Origin of the sequence: Limnohabitans sp., assembly GCF_036804465.1 — a bacterium.
Classification (GTDB): domain Bacteria; phylum Pseudomonadota; class Gammaproteobacteria; order Burkholderiales; family Burkholderiaceae_C; genus Limnohabitans.
Window position 1 is genome coordinate 34,000 of record NZ_DAIRSK010000008.1, and the last position, 14,671, is coordinate 48,670.

A 14,671-nucleotide genomic window follows, 5' to 3' on the forward strand; every position below is an offset into this window, starting at 1 on the left:
CGTCAGGTCATCTATTTGGGCGGTGGTCAAGGCAGCCACTTGCGCGGTGCTCAACAGCGCAACCGCTGCCGTGTTGATGGACTGCAACTGGGTGGTGGTCATCGCGGCCAAGTTAGCCGTCGTCAAGCCCACCGCTTGCTTGCCTGTCAACACCGAGAGTTGCTCAGTGCTTAGTTTTTCTGATTGGGGCGCAGTGAGGACAGATAACTGTGCGCTGCTGAGTGCTGCAACTTGCGCAGTGGTGAGCTTTTCAATTTGTGCCGTGCCTAAGTTGGACACTTGTGCGCTGGTCAATGCTTTGACGCCAGACAGAGACAAGGATTGAATTTGTGTAGAAGAGAACTTGGCCAAGTCATCTGTTTGCAAAGCGCCCACTTGCACAGATGTCAAAGCAGCCACTTGCGTGGCCGTGAGTTTTTCAGCTTGTGTGGTAGTCAAGGCAACCACTTGGTCCGTGGTCAAACTCGCAATTTGGCCCGTGGTGAGCGCTTGAAGCAAAGTGGTGCTCAACGAGGCCAGTTGCGCCGTGGTCAAGCCCGCCACCGTGGTGGCTTTGAGTGACTGCAGCTGATCAGTGGAGAGCTGCGCCAAATCCACGGTGTCTACCGTTTTGATTTGTGAATTGGACAAGGTCGCCAACTGGGTTGCTGCCATGCTCTTGAATTGAGAGCTGGTGAGCGCCGCCATTTGGTCTGTGCTCAAACCCGCCACACCCGCGGTGGACAAGGCTTGAATTTGGTCTGTGCCCATGGCGGCCACATCGACCGTGTCGAGGGCTTTGACTTGCGCAGAGCTCAAGGCATTGACTTGCAATGTAGTGAGCGCGTTGACTTGGGATGACGTCAGCGCTGTGGCTTGGGCAGAAGTGAAAGCACGCACCTGGGCCGTGCTGAGCGAACGCAACTGATCAGAGCCCAAAGCTTGCACATCGGCAGCTTCCATGCCAGCAATTTGCTTGACGGTCAGCGCAGCCAATTGACCTGTGCCAATGGCAGCAATCTGTGCCGTGATGAGACCAAAAATTTGGTCTACCGACATGGCTTGGATGGCACTGGTGGCCACTGCCTGAATTTGCGATGTGGTGAGTGCCTGCACCTGCTGCGTGGTCAGCCCCGTGATTTGGGTGCCCTTGATCGACGAAATTTGGCTGGTGCTCAGGCTGGCGATATTGGCCGTGGAGATGGATTTCAGTTGCTTTGCCAGCAATGAACCCAACTGGTCATTGGACAGAGAACTGAGCTGCGCAGATGAGACCACCGACAAGCTGGTGTCACTTAAAACAGGAATTTGAGCTGTCGTAAAACCGGCAAAAGCTGCTGGATCGAGCGCTGCAACCTGTGTGGTTGTCAAAGAACTGACTTGCCTAACTGTCAATGCCGCGATGTCAGCCGAGGTATATGCAGAGACATCCGAGCCTGATGAATAGGCGGAGCTCCCGTAGCTGGAGGGGGCCAAATTGAGATTCAGTGAAATCGAAGCCATGATCTATCCTTTGATATCGCGTTTGTGTAAATGCAACTTGCACACGCAAGACAAACAATTGCAAAAACTATGCCGTTGTCTGTAGATCGGATCGAGACTGAAAAACTTGAGGGGATTTAAGTAATTTTTTTAAAAAATAAATGGACGCAAATAATGAGTCATAAACAACTAAAAACGGGCAAACCTAAAAGTGGTTTGCCCGTTTGATGCACTAAGCCGTCAAATTACTTGAGCAAGCTGAGCACGCTTTGCGCCGATTGGTTCGCTTGCGCCAACATGGCTGTAGCTGCTTGCTGAACAATCTGTGACTTCGCCAAATTGGTCGTCTCTGTCGCGTAGTCTGTATCCAAGATACGGCTGCGTGACTCAGACATGTTTTGGCTCGACTCAGTCAAGTTGCTGACCACAGCATCCAAACGGTTCAAGAAGGCACCGGTCTTGGCTTGGTTCTTACCGACTTGCTCGATCGCAGCATCAATCACCAACAGGGCGGAGGTTGAACCTGCCACAGTGGAGATGTTGATTTCAGCCACTTTTGCACCGTCGTTGGCGCCACCAAAGGTGCCTTCGTTAAAGCCCAAGGATTTGAAGTTCAACGTGTCGCCTTCGCTACCGCTGTTCAATGTGAAAGCTTTGTCAGATGACAACGTGACACCAGCGTAATAAGCTGTTTCAGCACCCGTGGCACCCACAGTCATGCCTGTCAAACCCAAACCAGCAGCAGCGGCAGCACCACCAGCATCAGTGCTGATTGAAATGTTACGGCCATCGGCAGCAACCAACTCAATACCGTCACCATAAGCAGATGCAGTCACGCCTGTTTCGCCGGAACGTGAGTTGAAGATTTGCAACACGTCTTCACGGGTAGAGCTGGTACCCAAGGTGGTTGTCATGTCTATGCCGTTCAAGCGGATGGTGGTGATCGCTGCAGCAGTAAAACCAGTGCCTTTGATGGAGTTGGCGTTGGCCTTGGCAGTCACACCAGTCACATCAGAAGCCTTGTTGATGGCAGCTGCAATTGCAATCGCGCTCGCGGCTTTGGTCGAACCTGTGTTCTCAAACGAAGCATCGTCGTCCGCACCTTGAGCACCTTGAATACCCACACCGTTGATGACCAGGGTGTTGCCGTTCAACACACCAGATGTGGCAGCCGCAGGGGCGAGTGCAGATGAGGCACGCGTGGTTGTAGCCGCTTGTGCTTGACCAGACGTGTAGGTACCAAAACGGATGCCTGAGCGAATCTCGCTTGTCTGAGAAGTCGCCACAGTGCTGCCCACCGTGATGGCAGAACCGTCTTTGGTGTTGAGTTGGTATGAACCCACATAAGTACCAGCAGCAGCCATGCCCATTTGAGCAAGTGTTGCGACGGATACGTTGGTAGTACCCAAGCCCAACACGATGTTGCGGCCATCAGCAGCCACCAAGGAAATACCTTGGTTGTCATCTGAGGTGTTGGTAGCGCGAACGCCTGTGCGGTCAGCGATGTCGTTGATGGCTTGAACCACAGAAGTACGATCAATCTCTTTGTTGCCAGACATGTAGAAACCAGCAGTTTCAAAACCGTTGATCTTGACCACGCCTAATTCACTGGCAGTTGCAGCCGTAGCCACCGAGCCAGCCACTTCGTTTTTGCTTACAACGGCAAACACACCGCTGCGATCAGACACAGCGTTGATGGCTGCGGCCTTGGCAATTGCGCTGGCTGCTTTGTCAGAAGAAGAAATGTCGTCAGAACCCGCCAATGAGGCGCCTACAGACACACCGTTCAAAGTCAAAGAACCGTCTGTCAATGCTGCGTTGACGTTACCGTTGAGCAAACCACCGACAGAGCTCACTGTGCTCAAGGTACCCAAGCCCAAATCTTTGGTTTGAACAGAAGAGAAACCAACGCTCATCATGTCGCCGGCTTTCACGCCAGTTTGCAATTTGATGTTGCCAGCTGAGCCGTCCAACAATTTGATGGTGTTGTGGTTGGTGCTGGTTGCCACTTCTTGAATTTGAGCTTTCAACTCTGTCACTTCGTTTTGCAAAGCTTCGCGGTCAGTAGTTGTCATGCCGCCGTTGGCTGACTGAAGCGACAGTTCACGCATGCGCTGCAGCATGTTGTTCACTTGGCCCATGGCGCCTTCAGCTGTTTGCAGCATAGAAGTGCCGTCGTTGGCATTGCGAATGGCCATGCTGTAGCCACGAATTTGGGAAGTCATGCGGTTGGTGATGGCCAAGCCGGCTGCATCATCTTTCGCGCTGTTGATACGCAAACCTGTGGACAGACGCTCCATTGAGTTTTGCAAGGTCTTGTTCACATTGCTCAGCGAGCCTTGTGCTGCAAGAGCTTTTACGTTGGTGTTGATCACTGACATGATGTTTCTCCTAAAAAGTCATCACTGAGGGGTTATTGCCAGAGAAACACGAATTTGTTTCCCTGATGGCTGGTGAATCGTCACTCTCAGAAATTACTTGAGTGATTTGAAAAAATTATTAAGTGAGTTTGTTATGCAGCAAGCCTTTGAACTCTTCAATGTTGTGCGCAATTCGCACAACTACTTCATTGGGCAACTGACGAACCACTTCACCCGTATCCGCATTCTTCACCGTGACCACAGGCGCACCCACTGCTTCATCCATATGGAAATTTAAATTTCTTCCACCATCACGCATGGCCTGATTGAGATTCTGAATAGACTCCATCAACTTTTCTTTCAAAGCTTGTGTGTCTACCTGGATATCAACTGGCTTGGGCGCCTGCACTTTGGGCGCATCCTCTGGCGTAGGGGGCGCAGCAGTAGGCGCAGCTGGCTTGCTACGCACAGGTGTGGGTGTTGTTATAGGGGCGGAATTACCACCGGTCAATTCAGGGAGCATAAGAACCATCCTTTCGCAGCGGCAAAAACTTGCCGCTAGGTTGCGTAGAACATATTCGGTAGCTCGTCCAACAACTTTAGCCATTGCACGAAAAAAATCGTGAAATGGCTAAAAAGTAAGCAATGGTGATTAATTAATTAGCCAGATTTACCCGTAAGGTTGGCCATCATGCCTTCAAACGTAGATTTGAGGCTGGTCTTTTGAGCATTGACGCCGCCCACCAAACTGTCCATGGCGGAGAACTGCTTTTGATAGCGAAGTAGCAAGCTGTCCATGCGTGTTTGCAGCTTGGTCAAGTCTTCTTTGTACTTGGTGTTTTGCGTGGTGGCCGAGCCACTTTGGGTTTGCAAAATACCGGTTGGCCCCAACAGCTTGGAAATTTTCTTCACCGCATCACCAGCCACACCTGCATTGGCAGTGCTGTAAACAGACAAACCGTTTTGGTTGCCAGTGAATGTTTTGACGACGTCGGCGTAGTTGTTGCTCAACACGTTTTCAAGTTTGGTGCTGTCTAGGGTCATGGTGCCTTGCATGTCGATGCTGACACCCATTTGCCATAGCGCACCTACCGCCGTGCCTGGGGTGGAAGATGGACCCATGACCATGTCACGCAACTGCTGTTTGATAGAGCGCACCGATGAATCACCCAACAAGGTGGCGCCATAGGTTTCGAGCGTGGACTTGGGGTCAGACACTTCTTTAAAAATGGTCTGTGCATCGTTGTAAGCCATGACAAAGGCCGCCATTTTTTCTTTCACACCGGTGTTGTCACGGGTGAGGTCAATGGTGGCGACGCTGCTGGTGGTCGCTTTGAGGTTCAAGGTCAAACCCGGCACAACATCGTTGAGCGTGTTGGTGGTTCGGGTGTAGCTGATGCCATCGATCTTGACAGATGCGTCTGTGGCCGTTTGATTGGCTGGGTTGGCATTTGAAAAAGTCAATCCGGGCGAGCCTGCACCCGCCAAATAATTGGGTGTGAGGCTAAAAGCACCGGCTGCACCTATGGCGCCAGACAACACAATTTGATAGGGTGTGGCGCTGCCGTCGCCAGTGTTGACCAACTTTGCAGTGACGCCTTTTTGGGCATCGTTGATGGCGTTGACAATGTCTTGAGGGGTATCTTTGCCTGCCGCCAATTGAATGGTGGATGCAGTAGGCACGGGGCTCCCCACACTGAGCGACAAGCTCATGGCCAAGCCACCGTTGAGGGGTGTGGCACCCGTGGCCACGCCGTTGCTCACGCTGCGCTGTGCCTTGGCTAGCCGCAAGACCTCGATGTCATGGCTGCCAGCTGTGCCTGTGGCACTGGTGGTGACTGAAAAAGCAGCGGCATTGCTGTTGGACACGCCTAAGGCGTTGAAATTGTTTTGATCTTTGAGCGCTGTCAACGCCGTTTGTACACCTGACAAGACGAATGACATGGCAGCGTAGCCAGAAATACGCGATTCGTTTTTGGTGATCTTCGCATTGATGGCGTTTTCTTTGGGGACGCGCTCAGCATCGACCAAGTTTTTCGCCAAAGCGGTCACATCCACCCCAGAGCCTGCGCCCAGTGAGGTCACTAATTTTTGCGCAGCCGCCTTGTTCGCAGCAGCCACAGCCGCCGTTGAGGAGGCCAAGGCTGTGCTGGTGGCGGAGCTCAACGATGAGGTAGGGGTGGTGGTGGCCATAGAAATTTATTCAAGCGATAGGTCGGCACTTCAATGAAAAGCTTGAGCCATCAATTCAAAAATTTAAACAAACTCATTTGTGAAATCTTTGAAAAACTGCTTTGCGCAGCCTCCAAAGCCAACTGGTCTTTGTTCATACGGGTGATGGCTTCGGTGTAATCAAGGTCTTCAATGTCCGAGCGCGTGGTTTGCAAACGCAACACCACTTGGTCCAGCACGGTGGTTTGCATGTCAACCACGCTCAGGTCAGCGCCAATTTGCCCCAAGCCCTCGCTGACACCCATTTGCAAGGTGTCTATTTCGCCAATGCCGCGTTGCATTTTTGTGCGATCCGCAGTTTTCACGGCCTGGGTCAGGTCATCTAGGGCTTGGAAAAAATCAACACCCACCTTGCCGCCTTTGCCGTCATCACGCACCACGCGCGTGAAGATGTCGGAGCCGGGCAAGTTCAGGTTCATCTGGCGGTTATCACCCACGTTGACCTTCATGCGGGCGTGGTCGCCTTGGTAAATGATGCGACCGTTACTGTCTTTGCTGAATGCTTCTTCACCCGCGCGGCTGCCCGAGAACAAGAAGTTGCCGTTGCTGTCTTGGCTGTTGGCCAAACTCAGAATTTGATCGCGCAAAGAGCCCAACTCGAGGGCAATGCTTTGTCGATCTTGAGCGCCCAAGGTGTCATTGGCAGCCTGCACAGCCAACTCTTTGATGCGAAACATCACATCGCTGGTATTTTTAAGAGCCGTTTCTTCTGCGGTCAAACGCACGTTGACCGCTTTGAGTGTGTCTTGGTAGCCAGATTGGCGCGCCAACTCAGACTCTAGCCGCGTGACCAAGGACGCTTTGTCGGGTGCATCGCTGGGTTTGACAATTTGCAAGCCTGTAGAGAGTTGCTCTTGCACCTTGGTGAGTCTGGATTGAACGCCGCCGAGTTGTTGCGTTGCACGATCGAAGTAAAGGCTGGTAGAAATTTTCATGATGATTTACCTTGATCAACGGATTTGAATGATGGAGTCAAACAACTCGCCTGAAATTTGCAGGGCTTTGGCGCACGCCTGATAGGCCTGCTGATAGCGAATCAGGGCAGCGGCTTCGTCGTCTAGGTTCACGCCCGACACTTTGTCACGCGCAGAAACGGCTTGGTCATTGACCACTGTCAACGCCTCTTGGGTGATGATGGCTTGCTGGGCCAAGTTACCCACATTGTTGATTTGGTCAATGTAGGTATTGGCAATGGTTTTGCCGTTGGCAGTGGGCTTTTTGTTCAAGTCCACCATCTCTAGCATGTTGACGTTGTTGCCCAAACCGTCAAAGTTGCCGTCAATCTTGTAGCTGTCGCCCACAGCGGGCGCATGGCTGAGCTTGACTTGCAAGCCCTGAAACTCCACCACGGGCTCCAACACCGTTGGGTCATAAAAACGGTCAGCCAGCTCAGTGCCTGTGGCCGCATCGGTGATGGTGTAGCGGTTTTCAGCCGTGAATTTGATGTTGAGCGACTGAGCGCGCAAACTGTCGCGCACATTGTCTGGCGCGCCTTCATAACCTACTGCGACTTTGGCAGCACCTTTGCCTGTGATGAAGAGCAGCAACTCATCCGGCGATCCTGCTTCAATAAACGCGCCCGTACGCAGCCCCATCTTGGAGAGGTCAGCAGGGTCACCAAATACCTTGGGATCACCATAGCTGCCAAACGAGACACGAATGTCGCTGATGAAGTCGGGGTCTTGCAGCTTGCGTTTCAAACGCTCGGTGACACCATAGTCCATGGGATCTAGGCCCAGGGCGTTGGGGGTTTGATTGCCCAGAGCATCTTTACCAGGGCCAATCGAAATGGCGAGGGTGCCCTTTTCATCTGTTGTGCTGAGCTTCAAGTCACCATACAAGTCAATCTCAGCCACCACGCCTGTTTGATATACCTTGGCGTTGATGCGATCCACAAATCCTTGCAATGTGGAGATGCCCTTTTCTGGCGCCACCTCATTGCCTTGAGATTTGAAGACAAATGAGTTTTTGATGTCCACGTCCAGCGCATCTGCGCTGTTAGAGGAAATAACAACCGCACCATTCCTCTCGAACGCCACATAGGACTCTGCAAAGGTCTTATCGATGGTGCCTGCACTTGCAGAAAGGAGAGGGTTGGCTATTGAAATGGAATTCAACGCCATGGGCGTGACTTGTTTTCCAACCGTGTTGGAAAAAATCAAGGCGCCATTTTCTAGCTTGACATCAATATTGGTATAACCAGCCGTATTGAGTGTTGTTGTGATGAGCTGGGGCAATGTCACGCCGGATGTTGTTGCCACACCGGCGGTGAGATCCACATCTTCACCGGCAGCACCCATGTTCAAGGTGGTTGAAAAATTGACGGGCGTCCCTCCCTCGGGCGACACCAAAACGAGCTCGTTCAATTGGCGTGTGATGCTGTATCCACTGAACTTTGGACTTGCCAACAAGGCCGTACGAACACTCTCAGCGACGATATCCCCATTGTTGGCACCGGGAAGAACTGGAAGTGTGACCTGAACACCCCCCACATTGATTTGTGTTCCCGCAGCCAAGGCGGGCGCAGTGAATCCAATGGTTTGGGTCACTTGCGAGGTGTCCCTCAAGTTGCTCAAAGTCACCGCAGCACCGTCTATTGCTAACTCTAGCTTGAGCGTGTGCGCAGCGTCAGGCAAGGAGACTTGGCTGATGCTGCTCAATGAGTTGAGTGCTTTGACTAAATTTGTAGGATTTGCTGCCGATACAGATTTGGCTGGGAAGCCAAACTGGACGGATGAAGGCACGTTCAAAGGCAGTTGGTAAGCGGCCTCGCTCATGCTCATGCCATTGATGGTCAATGGCTTGTTGAAATCGATGTCGGCGGCTGACACGCGGATATCACGCACCACTTGCACCATACGCACTTGCGCGTTGTAGGTGTTGGGTTGGATGTCTAAGGCGTTGCCATCGGTGGTGGCATTGATGCGAATGGGACTTCCCAAAGGGTCAGTCAGCACAAATTCACCGTTGGTTTCAATCGCGGCAGTGACGCCCGCATTGGAGGCATTGATTTGATCCACCAGCTGATTGACACTGTTGTAGCCGCTGATCACTTGGCCGTTGATCGTCAAAGGCTTGGCCATGTTCAACTGCGACACAGGCACGCGCACCTGCGAGAAAACCTCTGCGCGCACATGGGTTTGGGACACATTGCTGTTGGTAATTTCTACCCGACCGCCAGTGGCCAATGAGTTTTCATCGGTAGGAATGAGTGCAAAGTTTTTAAACGCACGGCCACGTGTGTCGGTGATTTTCAAATGCGCACCATCTAATACCACGCTGATGTCGGTGGATTGATCCTTGGTTCTGAATTGCTGCTGCAACACTTCAGCGAGGCTGCTGAGGTTGGTGGCAGCGATAGGGTTCAAGTCAAAAGACACGCCACCCAAGGTGGCTTGGAATTTAGAAAACCCTGAATTGGGGGTGATGCCAAACATGGGGTTGAGCACCGTGGCTTGAGAGCTGCCGTTGATCCAGTTGGCCACTTGAACAGCGGCTGAATTGACCTGAACATCCCCGCCCGCAGCGCCATTTTCGAGCGATGTAGGCAGCAAGGAAGCGCCACTGATATCTCGGCCTTTGCCGTCTGTGATGCGGATGTCCGCGTTGTTGTTGATGGCGGTCGCCACAATGCCGACCACGCCCTGCGCTTGCAAACTGGCGTTTAAAGCCGCCGCCATTTGGCTCATGCTGCCCGTGTTGGCCGACAGGATGTTGGCGCCGACGACTTGGCCGCCCACCACCGCTTGAAAATTAAAGTCGGTGGAAGGCGTTCCAACAACAGTGCCTGAAATGATGATTTCTGAATCGGTATTGGCATCGAATGCTGGCAATGCCAAACCGTTGACCGTGATCGCGCCGGCTGGAATCTTGGCATCACTCGAAGAAATACGAGAGGTTTCCATCGATGCAGCCAAAGGCAAAGACTCGCCTGCAGCGCCGTATTGGTCAAAGTTTTGGCCGAACAGCACCTCGGCTTTGGCGCCATAAAACATGTCTATGCCACGGTAAGCTTTGTTGCCTGTTTGGTTCAGATAAGCATCTGAATAATTGGCGTTTTGAGCAAAGCCGTTGTCTGGCGTGAACAGCTGGTACTTTTCTGTCTCGCTCAATGTTTGGCCCAACAACTGGCGACCATCGCGGGTCAGGACCTGCAACTGTTGACCTGGCTCTGCCTCGTCTAAATAAAAAGCAGCTTTGACGCCTGCAGACAAGGCGGTGACGGGTGTGAAGACACGCGCACCATCGACCTTGAAGGTCACACCGGCCGCAGCGTTGGGGTTGTTGACCAGCTGTGAGTTGCTGAGCTGAGTGACTGGTGTGATGCCCGTGAATTTAACAGTGGCACGGGTGGTGGTGATGTTGGTGTTGCCCTCACCCACTCGAAACTGAGCCGCTGTGGCCACACGCATGCCGTCATTGACAGCCAGATGCATGCCTGCTGCGGGTGAGCTGGCTTTGGCATCCACTGCAAACAAGTCTGTGCCCATTTGACCGTAGCCATCAATGCCGTTTTTCTGAATCGTGTTGGTCTCTGAGACAAAGGTTTGCGCCAGAGCTGACAAATTCTTTTGCGCTGGGTCAAGCACTTGGCTGATGAAGCTTTGATATCCACCCAGCTGTCCACCACTGGCGCTCGACAGAGATTCGGTTTTGCCATAGGGGTCGAGAACGAGTTCAATCTTTCCTTGGACTGCGCTATCGATACCAATAGGGCGGGCTTTGTTGCCGTTGACCACCAGGCCTTGCGTCATGGTCGCGCCCAAGCTGACGTTGACCGAGCCATTGATCGAAAAAGTGGTTTTGATACGCACCAAATCGGACAGTTGACGCAAGGTCAAATCGCGACGGTCTAGCAGCTCAGCAGGTTGGCTCTCCAGCGTGGGCGACTTGGTCATGCTTTGGTTGATCAACGCCAATTGACTGGTCAAGGTGTTGATTTGAGCGGCCACACTCTCCACGCCTTGGCGAGTTTCTGTGGCGATCAATTCAAGCTGTGTATTGAGTTCACCAAAACGTGAAGCCACGCCATCGGCGCTGCGCAAAAAACTGGTGCGCTGCACAGTGGACGCAGGATCGGTCGACAAAGCGCCGGCGGCAGCAAAGAAGTCGTCAAACGCAGAGCTCAGGCCAATGCTTTTGTCGCCCATGATGTCCATCACGCGCTTGGCGTAATCGACCATGGGTTTTTGGCTGGCCAAGTCGCTGGTGCTGTTGCGCAGGTTGGATTCAGCAAAGGCGTCGTATTGACGTTTGATGTTTTGCAAAATCGTGCCTGTGCCCACATACATGTTGGCCAGCTTTTTAGGCGCAGAGTCTTTGAGCACCACGTCTTGGCGTGAGTAGCCTTCGGTGTTGACGTTAGAAATGTTGTTGGCCACCGTGCTCAAGGCACGTTGGTAGGCACCAATCGCATTGCTGCTGATGCCGAGCATGTCACTCATTTACGGCCTCCCGTCAAGGGTGACTTGAACTCGTTCAAGCTCTTCAGGGGCAGCGCTTTTTCTAGCGCAAAACCTTTGCTCAACTCGGCTGCAGTGGGCAAAAGGACAGGCTGCTGCTTGGGATTCAAAGCAATGCCTTTGCCGCGCGACTTGAGCAACTCATCGGTGCTGGGTGCGGGGGCTTGTTGTTGTTTGACGGCGCGTTCCATGAAGTCGGCCACGCCCAAAGCGCCGCGTTTGGACATTTGCAAAGACACTTCTTTGTCAAACATGCCTTCAAAGGTGTCCAGCGCTTGCGATTTGTTGTCATCGTCCTTCATGGGTTCGTTGGCCTCACGCATGGACTTGAGCATCATTTGAATGAACAGACCTTCAAATTGCTGCGCAGATTCGCGCAAGGCGCTGTTTTGGTCTTTCTGCGCTTTGCCACGCAGCTCACCCAGACCCGTGAAGTCTGTGTAAGACCGGGCGGCAGAGGTGTCAACGGGGCTACTCATGTCAATGCTCGATTAGATGATGACCAGCTCGGCGCGCAAGCTGCCAGAACTTTTCAGGGCTTCAAGAATGGCGATCAACGCAGACGGCGTGGCGCCCACTTGGTTGACCGCATCCACAATTTGACGCAGCTCAACACCAGGCTGGAACAAGAACATGGGCTTGTTGGGCTCGGCCACTTGGACGTCGGCGTTTTGAACAGCGGCCGTTTGGCCGCCTGCAAAGGCATTGGGTTGCGACACTTCGTTGGTGGCCGAGATAGCGACCGAGATGGTGCCGTGCGACACCGCCGCAGCTGTGACGCGCACCGCGCGGTTGATCACCACCGTGCCTGTGCGTGAGTTGATGACCACGCGAGCAGGTGGCTCGCCCGGGGTGATTTCCAAGGCTTCAATTTCGCTCATGAAAGCGACGCGTTGGTTCAAGTTTTTGGGGGCTCGTACCGATACCGATACACCATCAATGGCTTGTGCCACGTCACCGCCAAATTTTTTATTGATCGCGTTGACGATGGCCGCGGTGGTAGAAAAGTCGCTTTCGCGGATGTTGTAGATCACGTTTTCAGCAGACTCAAAAGGCGTGTCCACAATGCGCTCCACAATCGCGCCGCCAGGAATGCGGGCCGAAGTGGGCACACCAATCGACACCTTAGAGCCTGCAGCACCGGCATCAATACCCGTCGCTGTGAGGGCGCCTTGGGCCAAGGCATAAATTTCGCCGTCTACGCCGCGCATGGCGGTCATGATCAAGCTACCACCTCGCAAGTTAGAGGCTTTGCCGATGGCCGAGACGTTGATGTCGATGCGCTGACCAGGCTTGGCAAAGCCTGGCAAGTCGGCAGTGACCAACACGGCAGCTGTGTTGGGTATGTTGACACGCGCCACGGTGGCGGCGGTTTCAAAGTCGGTCAAAGGACCGTCAATGCGCACACCCATTTGCGACAGCATGGCTTTCATGCTTTGTGTGGTGAACGGCACCGAGGCATCGTCGCCTGTGCCTTGCAAACCAACCACCAAGCCGTAACCAATCAATTGGTTGGGACGTTGGGCGGCCAGTGTGGCCAAGTCTTTGACGCGGTCAGCCTGCGCTGCACCTGCGGCCAACACACACACGCCGACCAAACAGGCACGGACAAAAAGAGAGAGGCGATTCATGAGTGACCCGATCGAATTTAAAAAGGCCAGTATTTGTGCATCAAGCTGGTACCCCAGCCGGCTCGGGTGGCGTTGGCCAGATCACCTGAACCGCGGTAGGCGATTTGGGCATTGGCCAAGCGGCGTGACTGCACGGTGCTGTTGGGGCCCACGTCTTCGGGGCGAATGACGCCAGAGACTTGAATGACTTCGGTGCCTTCGGTCAGGCCCAGTTTTTTCTCGCCACGCACCATCAAGTTGCCGTTGGCCAAAATTTCAACCACGGTGACTGCGACCGAACCTTCTAGCGATGCTTTTTGATCGGCCTTGCCTGCGCCTTTGGAGCTGTTGTTGTTGTTGTTGAGGTCGATGCCATTGAACAATGGGCTGATGGCGGCGATCTTGGTGTTCAAACCTGTGGGCAATGAGTTTTTGGATTCACGGCTCACATCGGTGTTTTGGGTGCGGGCGGCTTGGGTGGATTCGTTCAACAACACGGTGATGATGTCGCCCACTTGGTAATTGCGGCCACGGCCAAACCAGGCATCGCTTTGCCGATTGCTGTAGATGCCGCCAGTGGCAATTTTTTGCCGGTCGCTGGCCAAGGGATAGACCGGCTGAAATTCGGGCGAGGGTCGCAACACCATGTCGACTGGCTCGGTGGCGCAGCCTTGCAACAAATACACAATGGCAAACAGGGCGAGAAAACGAAGTGCTGTCATGGGGAACCTCAATCAGATGTTTTGGTTCAAGAACTTGAGCATGCCGTCCACGGCCGAGACGGCCTTGGAGTTGATCTCGTAAGCGCGTTGGGTTTCGATCATGTTGACCATCTCCTCCACCACGTTCACGTTCGAGGCTTCAAGCGAACCTTGTTTCAAAGCGCCAGCGCCGGTCAGGCCAGGCGTGAGCACCTGCGCCACACCGCTGGCTTGAGAGGCTTCAAATAAGTTTTGGCCAATGGGCTTGAGACCACTTGGGTTCAAGAAGCGTGCAATTTGAATTTGGCCAATGTTTTGTGAACCACCGCCGGCATCGAGCTCGGCAGACACTGTGCCGTCTTGACCAAAGGTCACCGCTGCCGTGTTGGCAGGAATGGTGATGGCGGGAATCAGCGGGAAGCCAGACGCGGTCACGACTTGGCCCGTGTTGTTGATCTTGAAGTTGCCATCGCGCGTGTACGACGTGGTGCCGTCAGGCATTTGAATTTGGAACATGCCGTTGCCCATGATCGCCAAGTCCAGCGGCGATTGGGTGTTGATCAAGTTGCCCTGCAAGTGCAACTTTTCGGTGGCATTGATCTTGACACCCGTACCCAGCATCAAGCCGGTGGGTGACAAGGTGTTGTTGGTGGTTTGACCACCGGGCTGCTTGACGTTTTGATAGAGCAAGTCTTCAAACACGGCACGGTCGCGTTTAAAGCCAGTCGTGCTCACGTTGGCCAAGTTGTTGGAGATGACGTTCATGCGCGTCTGCTGCGCGTCAAGACCGGTTTTGGCTACCCACAATGATGCATCCATGGCTTTCAGCCCCTTTTAATCTGTCA

The 14,671-nt window shown here is 53.4% G+C and carries 9 protein-coding genes and 1 pseudogene; all 10 read right to left on the bottom strand.

Annotated elements, in window-relative coordinates; all coding sequences use genetic code 11:
* Positions 1-1,482, bottom strand: a pseudogene (locus tag V7Q41_RS05735) (heme utilization protein); the annotation flags it as partial.
* A 224-nt stretch (positions 1,483-1,706) separates the two neighbouring features.
* Complete coding sequence (locus V7Q41_RS05740) at positions 1,707-3,842, bottom strand: flagellin N-terminal helical domain-containing protein (protein ID WP_333844081.1); 2,136 nt, start codon at positions 3,840-3,842, stop codon at positions 1,707-1,709.
* A gap of 118 nt (positions 3,843-3,960) precedes the next feature.
* A complete protein-coding gene (locus V7Q41_RS05745) occupies positions 3,961-4,344 on the bottom strand; it encodes a flagellar protein FlaG (protein WP_333844084.1) in 384 nt (127 codons plus the stop codon).
* Between the two features lie 137 nt (positions 4,345-4,481).
* Positions 4,482-6,014, bottom strand: coding sequence for a flagellar filament capping protein FliD (gene fliD / locus V7Q41_RS05750; RefSeq protein ID WP_333844086.1), 1,533 nt, complete (start codon positions 6,012-6,014; stop codon positions 4,482-4,484).
* A gap of 50 nt (positions 6,015-6,064) precedes the next feature.
* On the bottom strand, positions 6,065-6,988 hold the full coding sequence (gene flgL / locus V7Q41_RS05755; protein ID WP_333844088.1) for a flagellar hook-associated protein FlgL: 924 nt from the start codon (positions 6,986-6,988) through the stop codon (positions 6,065-6,067).
* Positions 6,989-7,003: 15 nt separating this feature from the next.
* Positions 7,004-11,497 carry a flagellar hook-associated protein FlgK gene (gene flgK / locus V7Q41_RS05760; RefSeq protein ID WP_333844091.1) on the bottom strand — a complete coding sequence of 1,498 codons (4,494 nt, stop codon included), beginning with the start codon at positions 11,495-11,497 and terminating at the stop codon, positions 7,004-7,006.
* Positions 11,494-11,994 carry a rod-binding protein gene (locus V7Q41_RS05765; RefSeq protein ID WP_333844093.1) on the bottom strand — a complete coding sequence of 167 codons (501 nt, stop codon included), beginning with the start codon at positions 11,992-11,994 and terminating at the stop codon, positions 11,494-11,496. The genes flgK and V7Q41_RS05765 overlap by 4 nt, the downstream gene beginning before the upstream one ends.
* Before the next feature lie 12 nt (positions 11,995-12,006).
* Complete coding sequence (locus V7Q41_RS05770) at positions 12,007-13,146, bottom strand: flagellar basal body P-ring protein FlgI (protein WP_333844095.1); 1,140 nt, start codon at positions 13,144-13,146, stop codon at positions 12,007-12,009.
* A 17-nt stretch (positions 13,147-13,163) separates the two neighbouring features.
* Positions 13,164-13,847 carry a flagellar basal body L-ring protein FlgH gene (locus V7Q41_RS05775; RefSeq protein WP_333844098.1) on the bottom strand — a complete coding sequence of 228 codons (684 nt, stop codon included), beginning with the start codon at positions 13,845-13,847 and terminating at the stop codon, positions 13,164-13,166.
* A 12-nt stretch (positions 13,848-13,859) separates the two neighbouring features.
* Positions 13,860-14,645 carry a flagellar basal-body rod protein FlgG gene (gene flgG, locus V7Q41_RS05780; RefSeq protein WP_333844101.1) on the bottom strand — a complete coding sequence of 262 codons (786 nt, stop codon included), beginning with the start codon at positions 14,643-14,645 and terminating at the stop codon, positions 13,860-13,862.
* Positions 14,646-14,671 lie beyond the last annotated feature (26 nt).

What these genes read in the sequence shown, in the direction of transcription:
- V7Q41_RS05740 (WP_333844081.1), bottom strand. Translation starts at nt 3,842, where the DNA reads ATGTCAGTGATCAACACCAACGTAAAAGCTCTTGCAGCACAAGGCTCG.
- V7Q41_RS05765 (WP_333844093.1), bottom strand. Translation starts at nt 11,994, where the DNA reads ATGAGTAGCCCCGTTGACACCTCTGCCGCCCGGTCTTACACAGACTTC.
- V7Q41_RS05775 (WP_333844098.1), bottom strand. Translation starts at nt 13,847, where the DNA reads ATGACAGCACTTCGTTTTCTCGCCCTGTTTGCCATTGTGTATTTGTTG.
- V7Q41_RS05770 (WP_333844095.1), bottom strand. Translation starts at nt 13,146, where the DNA reads ATGAATCGCCTCTCTCTTTTTGTCCGTGCCTGTTTGGTCGGCGTGTGT.
- flgK (WP_333844091.1), bottom strand. Translation starts at nt 11,497, where the DNA reads ATGAGTGACATGCTCGGCATCAGCAGCAATGCGATTGGTGCCTACCAA.
- fliD (WP_333844086.1), bottom strand. Translation starts at nt 6,014, where the DNA reads ATGGCCACCACCACCCCTACCTCATCGTTGAGCTCCGCCACCAGCACA.
- flgG (WP_333844101.1), bottom strand. Translation starts at nt 14,645, where the DNA reads ATGGATGCATCATTGTGGGTAGCCAAAACCGGTCTTGACGCGCAGCAG.
- flgL (WP_333844088.1), bottom strand. Translation starts at nt 6,988, where the DNA reads ATGAAAATTTCTACCAGCCTTTACTTCGATCGTGCAACGCAACAACTC.
- V7Q41_RS05745 (WP_333844084.1), bottom strand. Translation starts at nt 4,344, where the DNA reads ATGCTCCCTGAATTGACCGGTGGTAATTCCGCCCCTATAACAACACCC.